The organism is Frankia sp. R82, assembly GCF_023716925.1.
Classification (GTDB): Bacteria; Actinomycetota; Actinomycetes; order Frankiales; family Frankiaceae; genus Frankia.
The window spans coordinates 35,666-56,524 of sequence record NZ_JAMQQG010000021.1; the positions used below are offsets into that span (position 1 = coordinate 35,666).

The 20,859-nt window shown below is 70.1% G+C and carries 17 protein-coding genes; 15 read left to right on the forward strand and 2 right to left on the reverse strand.

What is annotated here, in order from left to right:
* Both ND747_RS06320 and ND747_RS06325 read left to right on the forward strand, forming a co-directional pair.
* Positions 1 to 470, forward strand: a 470-nt coding sequence (locus ND747_RS06320) for a WD40 repeat domain-containing protein (protein ID WP_374216159.1), incomplete at its 5' end; no start/stop codon positions are given.
* A gap of 90 nt (positions 471 to 560) precedes the next feature.
* Positions 561 to 2,513 (forward strand): metallophosphoesterase family protein, encoded by a 1,953-nt coding sequence (locus ND747_RS06325; RefSeq protein WP_251732520.1) that lies wholly within the window; start codon positions 561 to 563, stop codon positions 2,511 to 2,513.
* Between the two features lie 281 nt (positions 2,514 to 2,794).
* On the opposite strand, the gene ND747_RS06330 is transcribed toward ND747_RS06325, so the two are convergent.
* Both ND747_RS06330 and ND747_RS06335 read right to left on the reverse strand, forming a co-directional pair.
* Positions 2,795 to 3,586: a glycosyl hydrolase gene (locus tag ND747_RS06330; RefSeq protein WP_308204569.1), complete on the reverse strand. Its 792-nt coding sequence runs from the start codon at positions 3,584 to 3,586 to the stop codon at positions 2,795 to 2,797.
* Between the two features lie 398 nt (positions 3,587 to 3,984).
* Positions 3,985 to 5,265, reverse strand: coding sequence for an acyltransferase (locus tag ND747_RS06335; protein WP_308204572.1), 1,281 nt, complete (start codon positions 5,263 to 5,265; stop codon positions 3,985 to 3,987).
* A 700-nt stretch (positions 5,266 to 5,965) separates the two neighbouring features.
* Here ND747_RS06335 and ND747_RS06340 point away from each other — a divergent pair.
* From ND747_RS06340 to ND747_RS06400, 13 genes are all read left to right on the forward strand, one after another.
* Positions 5,966 to 6,229 carry a hypothetical protein gene (locus tag ND747_RS06340; RefSeq protein WP_251732522.1) on the forward strand — a complete coding sequence of 88 codons (264 nt, stop codon included), beginning with the start codon at positions 5,966 to 5,968 and terminating at the stop codon, positions 6,227 to 6,229.
* 425 nt (positions 6,230 to 6,654) lie between these two features.
* Positions 6,655 to 7,392, forward strand: coding sequence for a nitroreductase family protein (locus ND747_RS06345; protein ID WP_251732523.1), 738 nt, complete (start codon positions 6,655 to 6,657; stop codon positions 7,390 to 7,392).
* A 362-nt stretch (positions 7,393 to 7,754) separates the two neighbouring features.
* Positions 7,755 to 8,771, forward strand: coding sequence for an amidohydrolase family protein (locus tag ND747_RS06350; RefSeq protein ID WP_251732524.1), 1,017 nt, complete (start codon positions 7,755 to 7,757; stop codon positions 8,769 to 8,771).
* A gap of 210 nt (positions 8,772 to 8,981) precedes the next feature.
* Positions 8,982 to 9,932, forward strand: a complete 951-nt coding sequence (locus ND747_RS06355) for an aldose 1-epimerase family protein (protein WP_251732525.1) — start codon at positions 8,982 to 8,984, stop codon at positions 9,930 to 9,932.
* Between the two features lie 857 nt (positions 9,933 to 10,789).
* Positions 10,790 to 11,872, forward strand: coding sequence for an ABC transporter substrate-binding protein (locus ND747_RS06360; protein WP_251732526.1), 1,083 nt, complete (start codon positions 10,790 to 10,792; stop codon positions 11,870 to 11,872).
* A gap of 47 nt (positions 11,873 to 11,919) precedes the next feature.
* Positions 11,920 to 12,942 (forward strand): LLM class flavin-dependent oxidoreductase, encoded by a 1,023-nt coding sequence (locus ND747_RS06365; protein WP_251732527.1) that lies wholly within the window; start codon positions 11,920 to 11,922, stop codon positions 12,940 to 12,942.
* Positions 12,939 to 14,054, forward strand: a complete 1,116-nt coding sequence (locus ND747_RS06370) for an iron ABC transporter permease (protein ID WP_251732528.1) — start codon at positions 12,939 to 12,941, stop codon at positions 14,052 to 14,054. Before ND747_RS06365 ends, ND747_RS06370 begins: the two co-directional genes overlap by 4 nt.
* On the forward strand, positions 14,051 to 15,001 hold the full coding sequence (locus ND747_RS06375; RefSeq protein ID WP_251732529.1) for an ABC transporter ATP-binding protein: 951 nt from the start codon (positions 14,051 to 14,053) through the stop codon (positions 14,999 to 15,001). Before ND747_RS06370 ends, ND747_RS06375 begins: the two co-directional genes overlap by 4 nt.
* A gap of 627 nt (positions 15,002 to 15,628) precedes the next feature.
* A complete protein-coding gene (locus ND747_RS06380; RefSeq protein ID WP_251732530.1) occupies positions 15,629 to 16,726 on the forward strand; it encodes a hypothetical protein in 1,098 nt (365 codons plus the stop codon).
* 362 nt (positions 16,727 to 17,088) lie between these two features.
* Entirely contained in the window at positions 17,089 to 18,204 is a 1,116-nt protein-coding gene (locus ND747_RS06385; RefSeq protein ID WP_251732531.1) for a hypothetical protein, read from the forward strand.
* A 43-nt stretch (positions 18,205 to 18,247) separates the two neighbouring features.
* Positions 18,248 to 19,039, forward strand: a complete 792-nt coding sequence (locus ND747_RS06390; protein WP_251732532.1) for an iron-containing redox enzyme family protein — start codon at positions 18,248 to 18,250, stop codon at positions 19,037 to 19,039.
* Positions 19,040 to 19,092: 53 nt separating this feature from the next.
* Positions 19,093 to 19,920, forward strand: a complete 828-nt coding sequence (locus ND747_RS06395; RefSeq protein WP_251732533.1) for a hypothetical protein — start codon at positions 19,093 to 19,095, stop codon at positions 19,918 to 19,920.
* A gap of 45 nt (positions 19,921 to 19,965) precedes the next feature.
* Entirely contained in the window at positions 19,966 to 20,772 is an 807-nt protein-coding gene (locus ND747_RS06400; protein WP_251732534.1) for an SDR family oxidoreductase, read from the forward strand.
* The last annotated feature ends 87 nt before the right edge of the window (positions 20,773 to 20,859 follow it).

Sequence of the window (20,859 nt, forward strand, 5' to 3'; positions counted from 1 at the left end):
CCCACACCACCCTCACCGGCCACACCAGCACCGTCCTCGCGGTGGCGTTCTCCCCCGACGGCCACACCCTCGCCACCAGCTCCGACGACCACACCGTGCGACTGTGGGACACCCGCAGCGGACAGACCCACACCACCCTCACCGGCCACACCCGCAGCGTCCGCGCGGTGGCGTTCTCCCCCGACGGCCACACCCTCGCCACCGGCTCCGACGACAACACCGTGCGACTGTGGGAGGCCCACAGTGGCGCCGAGATCGCGGTACTGCTCACTCTTCCGGACGGTGGGTACGCGATGCTGGCCGCCGACGGCTCGTACACACTGACCGGGGAGCCCGATGGCCGGTTCTGGTGGGCGATCAACAACCATCGGTTCGAGGTGGGTGAACTCGACGACCATGTCGACGCAGTGCGACGACTTCCCGACGGTGCGCCGATCCCCCGTCCGTCCACATCTCGGCCGTCCGCGTGACGCGTGCGGCGGACGGGTTCACCGGATGGTTTCGTCGACGCCATGTGTCGGATGGCTCGCCGTCCGTCCGGGCGGCCAGCATCGACGGGCATGGACGCGAACCCCTCAGCTGCCTCGGTCCACGCGCGCGTCACCAGCACCGCGCCCATCCACCCGCCGCCCGATCCTGACGTCGACGGCGCAGCCGCCAGCCCGACTGACATCGCTCGCCCGGCTGGCGGAACGTCCCGGCGGGGGCTGCTGCGGGCCGGCGTCATCGGCGGCGGGCTCGCCCTGGTCGGCGGGTCGGCGCTGGGTGGCGGTTCGGGTGGGCCGGTGCTGTGGCGGCAGGCGGCGTTCGCGGGGACGAGCGCCGGGACCATCCCGGAGCAGATGCATCTGGCCTGGGGTGATGATCCGGCGACGTCCATGACCATTTCGTGGGTGTCGCCGGCGGCGGTGCGGCGACCGCGGGTGCGACTCGGGACGGCGACCGGCGGGTTCGGGCGGTACGTCGACGCCGAGGAGCGCACGTACGTCGACGGGCTGAACGGCCAGCGGACGATCGTCTACCACGCCCACCTTCGGGGGCTGCGCCCCGGAACCGCGTACACCTACCAGGTGGACACCGCCGACCGCGGCCCGGCTGCCACCGCAACCCCCACCAGCGGCGGCCCCACCGCGAGTCCCACGGGCGGGCCGGCCGGCAACGCCGGCATCGGCACGTTCACCACGGCCCGGCAGGGACGGTTTCCGTTCCGGTTCACCAGCTACGGCGATCTGGCCACCGACCGGGCCTGGACGATCTCGTCGCCGAACGCCTTCCACGCGGTGAACGCCGTCGAACGGTTCGCGCCGCTGTTCCACCTGCTCAACGGAGACCTCTGCTACGCCAACCTGACGTTCGCCCAGCAGCCGGCGGTCTGGCGGGACTTCGGCGTCAACGTGGCGCGCTCCGCGGCGAACCGGCCGTGGATGCCGGCGCTGGGCAACCACGAGATCGAGTTCGGCAACGGACCGCACGGCTACGAGGCGTACCTGACCCGGTTCAGCCTGCCGTCCAACGGCATTCCTGGCCTGGTCGGCACTTTCTACAGCTACCGGGTCGGCTCGGCGCTGTTCGTCTCCCTGGACGCCGACGACGTCATCTACCAGGACGGCGGTGCCTTCGCCGCCACCGACATCATCCCGGCCAACGGCACGGCCACCATCCCCGGCGGCACCAGCCGCTACAACCGTCAGTACACCGGGACGCTCGCCGCCGGCGCGAACGGCACCCTGGCCCCCGGCGGCAACCGGCAGACCCGCTGGCTGGAGCACACCCTCGCCACCGCCCGCGCCGACCACACCATCGACTGGATCATCGTGCAGATGCACCAGTGCCCGGTGTCCAGCTCGGCCACCGGCAACGGCTCGGACCTCGGCATCCGCCAGGCCTGGCTGCCCCTGTTCGACCGCTACCAGGTCGACCTCGTGGTCACCGGCCACGACCACGACTACGAGCGGACGTTCCCCCTGCGCGGTTTCGACCGCGACCACGGCACCGAGGTCCCCACCGCCTCAACCACCAGCGGCAGCACGGGTGCCGGCACGGGTGGCACCGCAGGCGCCTCCGGTGGCACCTCGGTCGACACGCTGCGACCGCGTCCGGTCGTCACCGACGCGTCGGCCGACACCTTCGACACCGATGCCGGCACCGTCTACCTGGTGCTCGGCGGCGGGGGGACGTCCGGCCCCACCGACACCTACGGCACCACGCCCACCGGCGCCCGCCAGGGCAAGGTCATCACCAGGCGCACGGCGATCAGCCGCGACGCGAGGACCGGCGCCTTCACGAAGTCCCCCGCGGACGCCGTCGAGGACGCCGTCTGGTCCGCCCGCCCGGACACCACCGGCCACCCGTACGGCATCGCCGTGTTCGATCTCGACCCGGGCACCCGCCGCGGCGGCCCCACCACCATCACCGTCGGTTACTACCATGCCCCGCGCGTCCAGCCCGGCGATCCCGCCCCCGACTACACCCTGTTCGACCACTTCACCCTCCGCCGTCCACGCCGCGACTGAACCACTTCACGCGGACCCTTCCTCCTTCCGGCCACCACGAAAAGTAACCGGTAAATGGCTCCATGCGCAGATTGCGGGTGCGTCGCCCCCAGGCCCGACGGCATCCCCCGAACCGTGGTCGCTCAGCCCGACCATGACCGTGCCCAGCGACCACGGTTCGGACCCTGACCGCGCCAGCCCCCTGATCCACGAAAAACTGGCCAGACCGCGGATCATCCCCGGCCAGACCGCGGATCAGCCCCAGCCAGACCGCGGATCAGCCTCGGCCACACCGGCGCCGGTCAGCCACCGGTCCCGCGGTTCCTGCCGAAGAGCTCGAGGTAGCGGCGGGAGCTGTTCGGGTTCAGGTTGGGGTTGTTCAGCGAGGAGCGGACGTTGTCGGCCTCGGAGTTGTTGAAATACGCCTCGTAGGCGAGGACGTCGGTGTTCTGGGTGAAGAACTCGTGCATCTTCTCGATGTAGAACGGGTTGTCGCCACCGCCGCCGTTCGAGTAGGACAGGCCCCATTCGGGCACCGCGAGCTTCTTGTGGTGGGCGCGGGCGAAGTCGGTGACGGTGCACAGGCCGGAGGGCTGGTGGCACTGCTTGTCCCAGGCCTCCTGCGTCTTGGCGGCGGGATAGATGTCGTAGTCGTCGATGCCGACGACATCCACATAGGCGTCTCCCGGATAGGCCGCCCACACGTCGTTCTTACTTCCGGGCAGCGTGTCGGTGTGTGCGCTCAGGGTCCACTCGATCTTCACGTGGGGCGCGGTTGACCTGATCGCGGTGGCCGCGCGCACAAAGCAGCTCTTCCAGGTCTGCGGGTCGCGGACGTGCCAGTACATCCAGCTGCCGTTGAACTCCCAGCCGAGCCGGACGTAGGCATCCCCACGATGGTAGCGGGTCAGGGTCGAGCCGAACTGGGCCCAGTAGCCGTCGTAGTCGCCGCGGGCGCAGGCCTGCTCGTCACCGTTTTCCGGATACAACGGCTGGGCCACCGACAGCTGGCCGGGAAACTGGGCCGGCGTGAACGCGCCGACCGGCCAGGGGGCCGTCGTGATACTCGGCCAGTCCTTCCGGGTGGTGAACACGACGGCCACATCCACGGGACGGCCCGTCCAGGTTGCCCATGCATTGATGTCCGCGGGATAGTTTCCGTTGGCACCGGACGCCCACCCCAGGCCGGACCGGACGGCCGGCGGTGACGGTGCTGCAGACGCGGTCGCCGACGGCACAGGCGTCGCAGGTCGACCGGCCGGCTTGGACCTGCCGGAACAGGCCTCGATCCCCAGTAGGAGAGCCAGCGCCACGATCAGCAGGAGCATCGGCACGCGTCTGTGCGCCCGCTGGGAAGTGGGCAGGACGGCCGCCTTGTCCCGCCGCCCTGCGACCAGGCCGGATTTTCTCATGTGGTCCTCGGATCCCCTTCGTGCTCCCGGGCGCCGACCCGTCGCCGTCATGCACGCCCGACACCAACCCTAACGTAACGTCAGACTCGATCTGTCGGCGCAACCGACACAACGCCAGTAACCGACGCAGACGAGCCATCCGTGGACGTTGCGTTAGTGAACGGCACATCAGAGGGCGGCGGCGGTCTGTGCTCAGGCACGTGCCGGATGGGAATGGTCTGCTGACCCGGTGAGCGGCGCCCCGCCCGGAGCAGGTACCCATGGGCAGGCTGTTCCACTCCGTGGTGCAGCGCCGCGGCACACGCGAACGCCAGGAGAAAACCGCCGATGACGCCGAGCGCCAGCCCGGCCGAGGTGGTCGCGTCGAACCAGCCGAGTTCGCCGGCGGCGGTCAGCGCGACGGGGTGCACGAGGTAGAACGCATAGGAGATCACGCCGAAGTACACCAGCGGACGGGCACTCGCCCCGGGCACGCGGCCACCGTCGGCCTCCCGGGTGGCAACCAGAAAGATCACCACCGCGAAGGACGGCAGGGTGAGGGTGTCGATGAGCCCCTGGTGATCGCCGTAGGGGTAGCCGAGCGCGATCGGGACGGCGAACCAGGCCGTGGCCAGGACGGCGAGGGCCCTGCGTCGCCCCGCCGTGCCGCGCACACCGTCCCGCGCCAGCAGCGCCAGGACGATGCCCAGGACGAACTCCCCGACCCGCACTGCCGGATTGGCGTAGGCGGCGAGGTCGATACGCGGATCAATCGCGCCAGCCAGGCAGGCCACCGCCGCGGTCGGCGCCAGAACGCTCGACGCCAGGCGAATTCGCGCCACGTTGGACCGGGCGGCAAGGCGTGAATGGACGAGCGGGAAAACAAGGTAGAAGAACGCCTCACAGGAAAGCGACCACAGAACCGCTCCACCCCACCCGAAATAGATCGACTGGGTGGGAATCCAGGCCTGAACAAGCAGCAGGCTCGGCAGAATAGAAGCGGGTTTCGAGCCGAACTCACCAATCTTTCCCAGCGACCCGGCGACGACGAACCACAAAAATATGGCGACAAGATACAACGGGTAGATTCTGGCGAACCGGCGCCAGAAGAACCGGGCTCGCGACACCGGGCCAGCCGACCAGGTGAGAACGAAACCCGAGAGCACGAAGAAGAACGAGACCCCCGCATATCCGATGTTACCCAGGGGGGCCACGGGAAGAGTCTCTCCCACGTCCGCATCGATGTGGCGCAGGAACACGAGGGTCGCAGCGACTCCGCGCAGACCCGTCAGCGCAGGCAGGTTGGCGCGGGGAGTGGAAGGTTGCGGACTGGCCCGCGACGTGGGACCCATCCGGTGCCGGCCAGGCGGTCGAGGCGGCATTCTCTGCGTCACCGCATCCTTTCTCGCTCATCCGGAGAACACCTGAGTGGGGGCGTCCACACGGGGGGCGGAACATGCCGATCACGCGGGCGGGTAGGACTGGCCGTGACGGCCGCCAGGCAAGGGACCGTCCGAAGGCCGTGAATCCAGCGCACCACCTCCCTTCCCTGGCCCGGATCACCCGACCTCCCGAGCGCAGGCCAAATATACTCTTACGTGAGAGTCTAGTCCGGATGGGGTAGAGCACCCGCATCATCAAAAATGGGGCAATCTAGAACCTCGCGTAACTCCTCGCGGGCGAGACCGCCGGCAGGCTCGAGCGCCGGCAACGGTCCACGGTCCGCCGGGTGGGATCACCCGCATCCGACGACGCGCCCGCAGCCACGGCGATCCTGCCGCCGACGGGACCCCGCCGATCTCGTCGCGGAGACGGGCGACCCGGTGACCGCCACCGAGCCCGTGTCACCCGCCGAATCCGCCCGAGATACCGGGGCCCCGCCAGCTCCATTCACGCCGACGCCCTCGGCCACCTGGCCACCCCGCCATGTCACCTTGAGCAAAGGGTTGACCGCAAGATACCCCCAAGGTGCCGACTTTCTGTTTAGATTGACTACATAGACGAGTCGCCCGCCTTCCCAGGGCTCACATCATGGCTAATCTTCCGGACGTATACCGGGCTGCGATGTCAACGGAGGCAGCCGTGACCTGGGGTCGGCATGCGGACAAAAACGGCAACACGTCCGGCGGCAGTAGCACGGGCCGCAACGGGCAGAAACGAGGGGGACGCAACTACACCGCCGACCAGGTCGTCGCGGCGGACCGCGGCATGCTCACCTGCCCGCGCTGCTCAGGCGCCGGCGACCTCTTCATCCCCAAGGCCGAGATGGACCAGAACGGCTCGTTCGACGGTTCCGACGAGGTGACCTGCCCACGGTGCGGGGGAACAGGAACGGTGTCAGCGTGAACGAGAAGACCCCGGCCGAGAACGCGCAGCCAACGCCGACGACGAAGCCGGCCTCAACACCTGAGCCGGCCTCAACATCTGAGCCGACACCGACACCGGCAGCGGCGGCGGCGGCAGCGGCGCGGAACGGACCGACCGGTCCCCCGCCCCAGGTGCGCGCGCTGTTCCCCACCTGCAACCGGTGCCGCCGCGAACGCGCCCGGACACTGCGCGCCACCCGCACGGGAGCCGCGACCAGCCCGGGCCTGCCGAGCCTCACGCTTCACCACCCGGTAAGACGCTGCCCCCACATCCCGGACGTCTGGGCCCCCGGTTTCGGCCCCGGCGCACAACCGCCACCCGACTCCGGCTGGGACACCCGCCCCGACAGTCCCACCTGACCCGCTGCGATCCGCCACCCTGAGGGACGTGTGCACCGAGGTGGCATGCGCCAAAGGGGCCGTCGGACCAGCCGCGACGGGCATAGCCTCGGGGATGTGGAGCTGCGCGAGGCGATGCGGACGGCCGGGGCCGTGCGGGAGTTCACCGACCAGCCGGTCACCGACGAGGTGCTCGAGGGAGTGCTGGAGGCGGCACGGTTCGCGCCGAGCGGCGGTAACCAGCAGCCGTGGGTGGTGCTGGTGCTGCGCGACCCCGAGCTGCGCCGGCGGTTGCGGGAGATCTCCCAGCTCGGCTGGCGGGAGTACGTGGCGCAGAACAACGCCGGGGTCCGCCCGTTCGCACCTGGTCCGGACGGGCGGTGGCAGGGGCCCGCGATCGATCTCGAGGAGGCGTCCCGCACACCGGCGCCGAGCCCGTTCGTCGATGACATGGACCAGGTGCCGGTGCTGCTGGTGCTGGTCGTGCGGCTTACCGCACTCGCGGTCACCGATGTGGAGCTCGAGCGGCAGAGCATCGTCGGCGGTGCGTCGATCTACCCGTTCGCCCAGAACATCCTGCTCGCCGCCCGCGACGTCGGCCTCGGCGGCACCCTGACCACCTTCGCCGTGCGCCGTGAACCGCGGCTGGCGGAGCTGCTGCGCATCCCTTCCGATCATGCGGTCGCCGCCGTACTCGCTCTGGGCTACCCGACCCGCCCACCACGGCGCCTCACTCGCCGTCCCGTCGGCCAGTTCGCCCACGTCGACACGTTCGACGGCCCGGCCTTCGGCACCGGTTCCTGACCGACCGGACCGGTCACCCCGCCCGGCGAGCCAAGCACTTTTCCCTGGATCTCGGCTGCGGCGGCGCGAGGCTCCGTCAACACCATTGACTATCTTGATGGTGGGCATCGAACCATCACCTTCCGCTCCTTGCGGGAATTTCTGCTGATGGATTCCCGGCGCCAAGAATGGCGAGGAAGGTCGGCGATGTCACCGAACCGCCAAGCCCGGCAGACACACCCGGACTGACGATGTAATCCCGGACCTGTACGGGATCCCCCGAGGCAATTGACGTTTCTTTGACTCGCCCACGGTCAGATGGGCCGAGGCCAGGTCACCGCGAGAGAGGGACGTCGCGGTGGCCACGAAGATTCGGGGGAATCATGGTCAGCAAAGCGATTGACGTGCACCACCACGCGATGCCGGCGCAGGTGCGGGCCTGGCTGGTCGAGCACGGGCAGCTGCCGCCGGTCGGGGGGCCGCTGTTCGCGACCTGGTCGCTTCAGGCCACGCTCGACACGATGGACCAGGCCGGCATCGAGCTGGCGCTGCTGTCCGCGGCGATTCCGGCCGAGTTCACGCCGACGCCGGCGCTTGCCGCCGAACTCTCCCGGCTCGCCAACGACGGCCTCGCCGAACTGGTCAGCGCGCATCCGACCCGGTTCGGGCTGCTGGCCAGCATCCCACGGGCCACGCCGGAGATCGCGGTGGCCGAGATTCGTCATGCCTTCGACGTTCTGCGGGCAGACGGGGTCCTGCTCATGGCGCACGACGGGTCCACCTATCTGGGCGATCCGGCGCTGGCGCCGATGATGGCCGAGCTGAATGCACGCGACGCGGTGGTTCTCGTCCATCCGTACAACCTGCCGTCCACCGCGCCGGTGGCGGTCCCGCCGTTCGTCGCCGATTTTCTTGCCGACACGACCCGCGCCGCCGTCCAGCTTGTCGTGCGCGGCGATCTGGACCGCTATCCGCGGATCCGGTGGATCCTTGCCCACGGTGGCGGCTATCTGCCGTACCAGGCCGCGCGGCTCAGCCTCGGCCAGGCGCTCGGCTACGGAGTCGACCCAGGGGTCGTGCGGGCGGCGCTACGCCACTTCCACGTGGACACCGCCGGTCCCATGTCGCCCTACAGCACGCCATCGCTGCTGGCCGCGGTCGGCGCCGAGCGCATCCTGTACGGCTCGGACTACAACGCCGTCCCCGCGGACACGGTGTTCGCCGGCCGCGACGCCCTGCTCGCCGACCCCGCGCTGCACACCCCCGCCCGCCGCCGCATCGAACGGGCGAACGCGCTTGCCCTGTTCCCGCAACTCGCCCACCGGCTCCCCGCCCCCGCCCCACGAGCCTCCGATCCCGCCGAGCACTCCGGATCCGCCGAGCATCCGCTTGGATCCTGACCCACATGTGAGCGCCCAGCCCTGACGCCGCCCGTCCGGGCGCCCGGTTGCGGGATGCCACCGTCGGACTGTCGGTGGCATCCCGAATACTGGAGGGGCGCGGTGATGCTCGGGGCAGAGCACGCTGCCGGGTGAGGCACGCAGCAGGGTGAGGCACGCAGCAGGGTAGGGCACGCAGCAGGGCACGCCGTCACGGTCAAGGAGGACCCGATGCAGCCAGTAGCGCCGTCCGGGCGGCAGGTGGAACTCGTGCACGGCCGTGCCCGGGTCGCCGTCACCGAGGTCGGCGCGGGGCTGCGGGAGTACCGAGTGGGCGGGCGGAACGTCCTCGATGGCTACCCGGTCGACGCCATGGCCAGCCGGGGCCGCGGCCAGCTGCTGGCGCCCTGGCCGAACCGGATCGCCGACGGGCGCTACGAGTTCGGCGGTGCGAGCTATCAGCTCGCGCTCAACGAGGTGCCGCTGCGCAACGCCAGCCACGGGCTGGTCCGTTGGTCCGCCTGGCAGCTCGACCAGTCGGCGCCGGACGCGGTACGGGCGTCGTTCGTCCTGCGGGCGCAGAGCGGCTACCCGTTCACGATCTCCTTCACCGCCGACTATCGGCTCGCCGCGGACGGCCTGACGATGACCTTCACGGCGACGAACGTGGGTGCTGAGCCTGCCCCGGTGGGGCTCGGTCTGCATCCGTACTTCGCGGTCACGGGCCTGGGCGGCGATGCCGAGCTCGCCGACGAGGTGACACTGACCGTCCCCGCCGCTACCCGCCTGCTCACCGATGACCGCATGATCCCCACCGGCACCGCAGCCGTCGACGTCAGCCCGGCCGACGGCGGCTCGTTCGATTTCCGTACGGCGCGTCCGATCGGTGATCTTGCGTTGGACACCTGCTACACCGATCTCCGGCGCGATCCGGACGGACGGGCCCGCGTCGTGCTTGCCGTCCCCGGCGGGGACGCGCTCACGGTGTGGCAGGACGAGGCCTGGGGCTATCTGCAGGTCTTCACCGGGGACACCTTCGGCCCGGCACAGCGGCGTCGCAGCATCGCGGTGGAGCCGCTGACCTGCCCGGCAAACGCGTTCAACAGCGGCGCGGGGCTGCGCGTCCTCGCCCCGGGCGAGTCCTTCGGCGGCTCCTGGGGCATCTCCCCCGCCTTCGACTGACCGTCCGGGGTGGCCGCCCGAAGTGGCCGTCCGGGGTGGCCGCCCGAAGTGGCCGTCGGTCGAACGCCCGTCCACCGACTAACCGTCGGCTGAGGCCGGTGGGCTGCACAGATCCGGCCCGGAGATGGCTGGAGACGGGCCCGACCCCCTGTCTCGTGCGGACAGGACGCGGATCACATCAGGCGGGCGGGCGCGCTGACGCAGGTTACGTCCTCCGGTCGACCCGGAAACCCTGGCGTTACCTGACACCCTGTCGTGACGTGGCGGACTCGGCCCCCCCCACGTCGCACAGGTGCCACGCAGGCGCCGCGAGGTACGAAAATATTTGTCGAAGCGTAAAAATGCGAAATATTTTCTCCCCTCGACGCGACTTTTCGAAAACTTCTCACCCCTCACCTGCGGACATCCGACGACTCGGCAGGCTGGACGCAGGGACCGGCACGTTCGGCGGGCCGCCCGTACACACAGGACCAGAGTCGCGCCTGCATCCGCAGATCAGGGCTTCCAGCCGCGTGACAGACGCAGGTGCGGGGTCTATGGTGCATCCCAGCCGCGTTCGCGGAGTTTGGATGCACCGGAGCATCGCCCGCCGGCCCGCGGCCGAGATCGTCACGGCACACCGTCAGTGCCGACTGAATCACCCTCTGCTTTTACCGGCAATCACCCGTTCGGGGGACGAAGACGTGGCAGCAGGCTCCACCGTGTTTTCCCGGCACATGGTCGCGAGCGCGAGCGTGGCCAGGTGCCGGACAGCCGCGGGTCCGGATTCCCGCGGCCCGGTCGCAGGTCCGGACTCCCGTGGTCCCGTCGCACGGTCGGGGCGGCGCTGCGGTACGCGGCTGACGCGCACCCGTCCGTTGGCGCTGACCGCCGCGGCGGCGGTGCTGGCGCTGGCCGCCGGCTGCGGCTCGTCCGGCTCCTCGGGCCCGTCCGCGACGGCGCCGGCCGCGCCGACCACGCAGGTCGTGACGTCCATGAGCGGGGAGAAGGTGACCGTCCCGCTGAAGATCGACCGGATCGCCGAGCAGTTCCCGGCCCACACCGTGACCGACATCATGCTCGGGGTCGGGCCGAAGCTGGTCGCCATCCCGCAGAACGTCAAGACCATTCCGTTCCTGCGCAAGGTCTTCCCCGGCGTGAACGGCCTGCCGGAGCTGTTCCGCAGCGGCGGCAAGGTGAACATGGAGGAGCTGCTCACGCTGAAGCCGGACGTCGTGTCCACGATTGACGGCGGCGCCACTCTCACCCCGTTCCAGCAGGCCGGCCTGCCCGCGCTGAACATGGACTTCGACACCTTCGACCAGCTCGTCCCGTCCATCGAACTGGCCGGCACGGTATACGGCGGCACGGCCGCGGCAAAGGCCAGGGAGTACGGCGCCTACGTCAACGCCCGACTGAAGCTGGTGCAGTCGCGGCTGGCGAACCTGCCGGATGACCAGAAGCCGAGTGTCGTGCATGTCGCCAGCTACCCGCCGCTGGTGATCGACGGCGGAAAATCCCTCATCGACGGCTGGATCAGGCTCGGCGGTGGCACGGACTCCGCCGGCGGGGCCAAGGGCACCCACGTCACGATCAGCATGGAGCAGCTGCTGCGGTGGAACCCGGACGTCCTCGTCGTCGAGACCCCGGGCGGTGACCAGGGGCTCGCGGCGAACACCGCGCAGTCGGTCATCAGCGAGTTCGAGAAGGCGCCGGGCTGGCAGAGCCTCAAGGCCGTGCAGACGAACCGGGTGTATCTCAACCCCCAGGGCCTCTACCCGTGGGACCGGTTCGGCCCCGAAGAGGCGCTGCAGATCCAGTGGATCGCGAAGATGCTGCACCCCGACCTGTTCAAGGACGTCGACATTCGCGCGGAGACGCGTTCCTTCTACCAGAAGTTCTTCGACTACCAGGTGACCGACGCCGACCTCGATCAGATCCTGCAGGTCGGCACCAAGTAATCACCTCTGGACGGGAAGGGCCGCGCCCCCGGCGCAGTGGCACACATATGATCATGCAATTCGGCCTGCCCGGCGGGCGCGGCGACCTCGGCGCAAGCGGGGCCACCTCCACGGTGGAACTCGCCCGGATCGCCGAGACACTCGGCTATGACAGCGTCTGGTTCACCGACGGCCATCTCGGTTCGGTCGGCTCCCGGTCGGTGACGTCCCGGCCGTCACCGATTCCGCTGGCCGCGGCGGTCGCCGCCGCCACCTCGCGGATCAGCCTCGGTTTCACCGCTCTGTACCTGCCGCTGCACGACCCGATCCAGCTCGCCGCGGACCTCGCCACCCTCGACCAGATCAGCCGCGGGCGGGTCATCCTGGGCATCGGCTGGCCAGTGGACGCCTACGCCGCGGCCTACCAGGGGGAGAGCAGCCCGGCCACGGCCGCGGTCGATCTGCCCGAGGCCCTCGACACGCTGCTCGGCTACTGGCGCGGCCGCACCCGCAGCGCCGCCGACGGCGCGCAGTTCCGGGTCGGCCCGGCCCCGGTGCAGCAGCCGCATCCTCCGATCGAGGTCTCCCCCTGCTCGGAGGAGTCGATCATCTGGGCGGCGAGCCGCCGGCACCGACTGCTGCTGCCGGCGGTCACGACCACCGCGTCGATCGCCGCCTGCGTCGCGCTCTACACCGCGCACGGCGGGCAGGCCGCCGACGTCCGGGTCGAACGGTTCTGCCTGGTCGCCGAGACCGACGAGGCCGCCCGGGAACGGGCCACCCCGATCGTCGTGCGCCTGACCCGGCGCCTGGCCGCCCTCGGCGGCGAGGAGCACGGCCACCAGATCGTCGGCGAGAGCGACTTCGATCCGGCCCGCTTCCAGGAGGACACCGCGGTGGTCGGCAGCCCGTCCACCGTCGCCCGCCGGCTGGCGGTGCTGCGCGACTCGCTCGGCGTGGAACGGGTCAACCTGCGGCCGTCGTTCAGCGGCACCGCGTCCCTGGCCCTGCAGCAGAGCACCGTGCGGATGTTCGCCGGCAAGGTCGTCCCCCTGCTCGCCCAGCCCGCTGTCCGCCGAGTGATGCCATGAGTCCCACCGAGACCGCCTCCCCCGCCCCGACCGTGACCGCCGACGTTCCCGAGGCCGGCACGCCGAAGGGACGGCGGGAGCGGGCGACCGCCCGGGCGCGCCTCACTCTCGGTGACCATCTGCGGGTTGTCCTGCTCGGGATCGTCCTGATCGTGCTGGTCGTGGTCTCCTTCGGGCTCGGACGGTTCACCCTCAGCCCGTGGACGGTGCTGCGGGTTCTCGGCCACGAGCTGTTCGGGATCGGCCACGCCGTCGGCGGGCAGGACCGGGCCGTCGTCATGGACATCCGGATGCCACGCATCCTCGCCGCACTGCTCGTCGGCACGGCGCTGGCGTCCTCCGGCGCCGCCTACCAGACGATGTTCCGCAACCCACTGGTCTCCCCGGAGATCCTCGGAGTGGCGGCGGGCGCCGGGTTCGGGGCGTCCGTGTCGATCCTCATCGGCCTGGACACGACCCTGCTGCAGATCATCTCGTTCGGCTGTGGTCTGTCCGCCGCGGCGCTGTCGATGGCCATCGCCCGGTTCGTCGGCCGCGGTTCACTGATCATTCTGGTGCTCGGCGGCATCATCATCGGCGCGATGTTCAACGCGCTGATCTCCAGCGTGCAGTACTTCGCCAACCCGGAGACCACCCTGCCGGAGATCACCTTCTGGCTGTTCGGCAGCCTCGCCCGGGCCAGCATGCACAGCCTGATCGTGCCCTCGGTCATCGTCGCGGTGTGCCTGGTCATCCTGTACGCGGTGCGCTGGCAGCTGACAGTGCTCGCCACCGGGGACGACGAGGCCCGCTCGCTCGGCGTCAACCGGGCCCGGATCTGGACGCTGACGATCGGCGCCTCCACCCTGATGACGGCGACCGCGGTCAGTGTCGCCGGCATCATCGGCTGGGTCGGTCTGGTCGTTCCGCACCTGGCCCGCTTCGTCGTCGGGCCGTCGTTCAACCGGCTGCTGCCGGTGGCGGCCATCATCGGTGCCGCCTACCTGCTGGCCGTGGACGACGTCGCCCGCACCGCGACCTCGCTCGACCTGCCACTGGGCATCCTGACGGCGCTCATCGGTGCTCCGTTCTTCGTCGGCCTGCTCGCGAAGGCGGGACGCCAGTGGCTGTGACCAGCACGCATCCAGGCTCGCCCGCATCGGCCACCGCCCCGGGGACGGCCGCGGCCGCCGACGCACCGCAGGTCCAGGTCAGCGGGCTGTCGTTCGGCTACGGCCGCAACGGGCACCGAATCGTCGACGTGTCCCTGTCGGTGGACTCCGCCGAGGTGTGCTGCCTGCTCGGACCCAACGGCGCCGGCAAGACGACGTTGCTGCGCTGCCTGCTCGGGCTGCTGCGCCCGCACGCCGGCGTGGTGCGCATCGGTGGACGGGACATCACCGAGTTCACCCCGCGTGAACTCGCCCGGCGGGTCGCCTACGTGCCGCAGTCGACGTCGTCGCCGTTCCCGTTCACCGCGCTTGACATCGCCGTGATGGGCCGCACCCCCCATCTGGGCCTGCTCGAGGCGCCGGGCGCCGCCGACCGCCGCCAGGCCCTCGAGCAGCTCGAACGGCTCGGCATCGGCCGCCTGGCCGACCGCTCCTTCGCCGCGCTCTCCGGCGGTGAACGCCAGCTCGTGCTGCTCGCCCGGGCGCTGGTGCAGCAGGCCGGAATCCTCATCCTGGACGAACCCACCGCTGCCCTGGACTACGGCAACGAGGTCCGCACCCTGCTGGTGGTGGCGGAGCTGGCCCGCGAGGGGCACTGCATCATCATGACCACCCACCAGCCCTCGCACGCCCTGACCTACTCCAACCGGGCGGTGCTGATGCGCGACGGAGTAGTCATCGCGGATGGATATCCCGACGACGTCGTCACCGGCGAACGGCTCAGCGACCTGTACGGCGTACCCGTGCACGTCACCGGCGTCACCCTGCCGCCCGGACACGGTCGACGCGACATCCGCACCTGCGTACCTATCCCCACCAGCCCGTCCGGCATGACCACCCCCACCGATGCAACCATCCCCACCGATGCGACGAGCCCGACCGACCCGGCCGCTCGGAGAGGAAACTGAGGCCGGCCCACGTTCCCGGGGCGGGCGGTGCTCTCGTCCGCTCCGTGGTGGGAACAGAACTGGACTCGGCGGCCCTGTCCCCGCCGCCGCGGTCACCTGCCATTCGACCGGCAGCCTTTCTGCCCACGGCCGGTCATCGCCCCCGTCCCACCCATGGGGCGCGACCGACCCAGGACGTTGTCCTGTCATTGGTTGAGGCTCGGGCAATGCAGCATGAGACGCCCGCCGCTCCCGCCCGAACAATGGTCGCAACCAGCGGTTCACGCCGGTCATCACAAAGTAACTCCCCACGGTTTCCCAAAAATCCTTCCACCAGGGCCCCGACCGCGTTATAGTTCTGCTTCACAGGGTCCGTACCGGTTCACGGATCAATGCGACACCAGATCACCGCGACACCAGATCACCGCGGCCGCCCGACGTATTCACGGGTCGACGAGTTTTTCCGACCGTCGCGCCGCCCCGGTCGCGACCCCGCTCGCACCGGGCCCGAAAACCCTCATGGTTCGCTCTGTTCACCGCGAAGTGCACTCCAGCATTGGGCACGGCACCCATGGCTGTCTCTGTACTCGGCCATGGCGACCCGAAGCCGGCCGTCCCGGGCCGGGCGAGTGAGGAGGAGAAGAAGAGATGACCTCGTCCGAGATCGTCGTCGATCCGTCCCGGATACGCCAGTTCGGCGATCCCACCGGCACCGTCTTCTGTCTTGTGACCAATGCCGGCCTCATAGACAAGATCCGCCTGGTCCGGGACGCCGCGTACGACGACTATCGCATCCTCGATTTTCGTGGTGGCGAGGACGAGTTCGCCCGGCTCATGCGCGAGGACGTGCCCGAACAGGCGCATGTCCTGGTCATGTCGCCCGACGCCTTCTTCCAGTCGCCGCCGGTCGACGTGCTCGGCCCGCGGCGCAAGCTGCTCGGCATGGCCTGCAACTCCACCCCGACCGACCTCGAGACACTGAAACACTTCCTGACCTGCGTCGAGGCGACGGACCCGCAGGCCCAGGAGGAGTTCTCCGACCGCTTCTTCGAGCTCGCCGAGCGCGGCGAGTCCCTGGAGTACCGCGACGACCGGTACGGCACCACGGCGGTGCTGCGCCTGTTCGACCGGGAGCTGGTCTGGAACCAGCAGGCCGGCCTGGTCGGCTGGGGTGAACAGCAAATTGTGCCGGCCGGTGAGATCAGTGTGCTGCCGATCGAGATCCGGTCTTTTGAGGACTACCTGCGCCTACCACTCGACGGTGATATCGTCTTTCAGGGGTATCCGATCCTGCACTCGGGCACACCGTCGTTCTCCCGGAACGACCAGGAGCGCATTCACGGCAAGTTCTGGCCGATGCGCGAGTACGCCGTGGTCGCCCACGTGGAAAACGGACTCATCACCGAAATGTCTTCCCCCGACCCGGGTGGGCATGTTATCATAGAGATGTTCGAGGCGCTCTTCACGGTAGACTCCCGATACCGGTTGGTCTGGGAGATCGGCCACGCGCTGAACACCACCCTGAACATTCTTCCCGGTAACCACGCGATGAACGAGGTCTACGGCGGAACCCAGGGCTGCCTCCACTGGGGGATCGGGCTCACGCCGTTCACGCAGTACCACCTCGACATCATTTCTCCGGGAACTGTCGTCCGCAACGACCAGGGCGACATCATGCTCGGCACGCCGACCGACGCCATACCGTCGGCGGCACCCCCAAGAAGTCCGGTCGGTCTGGCCACCTGACCGGTCGGGGCGAGGTTTTCCTCGTCTCTCACCGCACTACCGTGGATGAACGGAAGGAGGTGATCACTGTGGAGAAGGTCGCGCAGAAGAAGATCCAGGTGAAGAAGAACGACCGCTACCTGGGCACCCTCCTCGGCTGATATGCCGCGGGGTAGGGGTGGGTTGACTGGACCGGGTTGGCCCACCCCGACTCAGGGCGCAGCGCCGCGCGTTGCGCCCTGAGTCCCAGCAATGCCCACCAAGGTGCAATATCCGCCGAGGTGCAATGCCCACCGAGTCCCATCCGGTCGTCCCGCCACGCGTCAAGCCGCCCGTCACCTGCCATCCCGTTCTCCGTCGCGTCGCGCCTTCTGGTGGTCCTCATGGCACAGTTCGTCGTGCAGCCCGACTCCCATCGGGAGTTCCCCGGCCCCCACAACACGTTCTGCCTGCTCACCCAGGCCGACCGGGCCGCCGACTTCGTCCTGGCCGCAAGCGAGCGTTACCGCGAGGTCGTGCACCGCACGATCGAGGCCGGCCAGAGCCTCGCCGACGCCCTGCGCGCGCCGGGGATGCCCGCCGAGGCCGACGTGTTCGTCGTCTGCCCCGACCGTTTCCTGGTCTCCCCCGAACCCGACGAGATCGGGCCGGGGCGGCGCCTCGCGGCGATGCCCTGCGGTTCGACCCCGGTCACCGACGCGCACGTCGCCTACTTTCTCGACGTCGTGCAGCGCACCGACAGCGGCGCGCTCGAGGCTCGTGCCGACCGGCTGTTCGAGGCTCTGGGCGACGCGGACGAGGTCCTGTTGGCCGACCATGCCGGCCACGCCACCGCCCGCCTGGGCATCTCGGGTGACTATGAGTGGAACCAGCAGGCCGGGGTGCTCGGCCCGGGCGAGCAGCAGATCGCCCCGTCCGGGGAGGCCAGCGCCGCGCCGACCGGGCTCTACCGGTTCGACACCTCCAGCCGGCTCGCCCTGCACGGCAGCATTGCCCTGCGCGGCGCGCCGATCGTGCACCGCGGCGACGACCCGGCGGTCCTCGGCGAACAGGCGCAGCTGTTCGCCGACCTCGACGTGCTGCGCAACGCGACGATCGTGCTCGATCTCGCCGACGGTGCGGTCACCGACGTGCGCGCCATCGACCCGGCCGGGCAGCGTGCCGTCGACGCCCTCGGCAAGCTCCACGCCGCCGACGAGTCCTACCGGATCGTCTGGGAGTTCGGCATCGGTCTGAACCCCGAGCTCGTCCAGCAGTCCGGCAACTGCGGCCTCAACGAGATGTTCGGTGGCGCCGACGGCACCGTCCACCTCGGCTTCGGCCTCACCCCGACGACCCGGTACGCGCTCACCTTCACCTGCGCCGACACGGTGATCACCGACGCGGCCACCGGCGTCCGGATCGCCGGCCCCGAGGCCCCCGTCCGCGCCGCGCCCGACCCCGGGCCGACGCCCGTCCGGCGGCTCAACCGGCGCCGCACCCCCACCTGCGGCTGCTGAACCCGCCCCCTGTCACCGTCCCGTCCGGAAGGAGCCCCTCGCGATGACCGACGACCCGCGCAGCTGGTACGGAGACCCGCGGGCGGCCGCCGCCGCCCGCACCGCCGATCTCGGCGCGCTGCGCACGCAGGTCGACGACCTGCTCGACGCCATGATCGCCAAGTTCTACGCCGAGATCCCGTATGCGGACCACCAGGCCCGCGGCGAGGAGCTCAACCTCGCGTACTACAAGCGCCACAACATCGAGACCATCCTGCGGCTGCGCCGCAAGCGCACCATCGACGCGCTGGCCATCAACTACTTCACCAAGCGCGACCCGGTCCGCGGCGCCGCCTGGGCGCACTACGTCGAGGACGAGATGCTCCACGACGAGTGGTTCGCCGGTGATCTCGGCCGCGTCGGCGTCACCAAGGACGAGATCTACTCCACCGACCCGTTCCAGGCCACCAAGCTGCTCACTGGCTACCTGCAGTACGGCATGGAGTTCGAGGGCACCCCGCTGGCCCTGCTGTGCAGCGTGTACTTCGTCGAGTACACGACCACCAAGACGCAGCCGTCCTGGGTGAAGAACCTCGAGGACAAGCTCGGCCGGGAGAAGGTCGCCGGCGCCCGTCGGCACGTCGGCACGGACATCGACGACGAGCACGCCGACTTCGTCTGGGGTGTGCTCACCTCGCTGGTGTCCTCCGCCGAGGACGAGGCGAAGGTCATCCAGCACATGAAGATCGTCGCCAACCTGTGGGTGGCCTACTTCCTCGAGCTCTACCAGGCCGTGGTCGCCCCGGCGACGAACTCCTTCCAGGCCGCCGGCACCCTCGCCGGCCGGTTCGCCTGACCGCGGCGCCCGGTCCACCCATGGTGCCCGGTTTACCGTCGTCGCCACCCGTCATGCCCGGTACTGCCACCTCCACCGGTGCGGCGTCCACCTCGATGTCACCGCACGCCGTGCTCCGGTTCTCCCGCGACGAGGTCCCGCTCGGCCCGGCCGAGGAACGCTGGCTGCGGGACGGCCTGATCGACGCCCTGCCGGACCTGCGGATGAGCGCCCTGTTCGACGCCCGGCCAGGTCTGCTGCGCGAGGCGCAGCACCTGGTCATCGGGGTCGAACGCGACAGCGGCGCACCCGTGTCGGCGCTCGGCGCCAGCTGGGCGACCACCGCGTCCGGCCGGCCGTTCCTGCACATCGGCATCCAGTTCGTCGGGGCCCGGCTGCGCGGCGGCGACGTGTTCGCCACCAGCTGGCTGGCGCTGCTCGAGGAGGTCATCGCCACCGGCGGCTTCCCCTACCTGGCGGCGCTGCGCACCTACAACCCCGTCGCCTTCTGCGCGATGCGTGCCTACGGCCAGCTCCCCGGCGCCGCCCTCTACCCGTCGACGAGCACCACCCCTGGTGGGGACGACGGGCCGGGCGGCCGCGATGCGCAGGTCGCGGCGCTGGCGGGCGAGATCGCGACCGCCCTGGCGCCGGACGCGCCGTTCGACCCGGCCAGCGGACGCATCGCCGGCATCGGCGTACCCACCGATCTCTACCGCACCCGGCCGCGCTGCGACGACGGCGACGTCAACGCCCATTTCGCACAGCACACCGAACCGGGCGACCGGATTCTGTGCGTGGTGCACATCCCCGCGGCGACCGTCGACGCGATCATGGCGAACTTCGTCCGCCGCACCGACCAGAACCACCGGTCCGCGCGGACCTCCACCAGTTCCACGTAGTCCCCTCGTTCTTTTCCTTTTCCGTCCCAGGACACAGGAGCACAGGTGCTGGATCTGACAGGCAAGGTCGCGGTGGTCGTCGGCGCCGCGTCCGGCATCGGCCGCGCGATCGCGATCGGCCTGGCCGCCCAGGGCGCCGTCGTCGACTGCGGCGACCTCGACACCGTCGGCGTCGAGGAGACCGTCGCCACCATCGTCGCCGCCGGCGGCACCGCCAAGGCGGCCACCATGGACGTGCGGCTTTCCGCCGACGTCGACGGGTTGCTCACCCGCGTCGCCGCCGAGCGCGGGCAGCTCGACATCGCCGTCGGCACCCCCGGCATCAACGTCCGCAAGCCGCTCATCGACTACACCGACGACGAGTACAACGCCGTCACCGACGTGAACCTGCGGGGCGGCTTCCACGTCCTGCGCGGCGCCGGGCGGATCATGGCCGCGCAGGGCAGCGGCAGCATCATCGTCATCTCGTCGATCTCCAGCCGCGCCGTCGAACCCGGCCAGGTCATCTACGCGGGCACGAAGGCAGCGCTCGCCCAGATGGTGCGGGTGTTCGGCGCGGAACTCGGCCCGCTCGGCGTGCGGGTCAACGCGATCGCCCCCGGCCCGGTCGAGACCGCGCTGACCGTGCCGATCCGCTCGTCGTCGGCCTGGGCGAACGCGTACTCGGAGAAGGTGGCGCTGCGTCGCTGGGCCAAGCCGGCCGAGATCGCCGGTCCGGCGGTGTTCCTCGCCTCGGACGCGGCCAGCTACGTCAACGGCGAGGTCCTCTACGTCGACGGCGGCTGGGTCGACCTCGACGCCGACTTCGCCGACGAGAAGGCCGTCGAGACCGACACCGCCGCCACCGCCTGACCGACGGCGCACCGCCACCGCACCACGGGTGCGCGCAACCGTCGGCAACCCGCCCGGCACGGTTGCGCGCACCCGCCGCACGCCGCC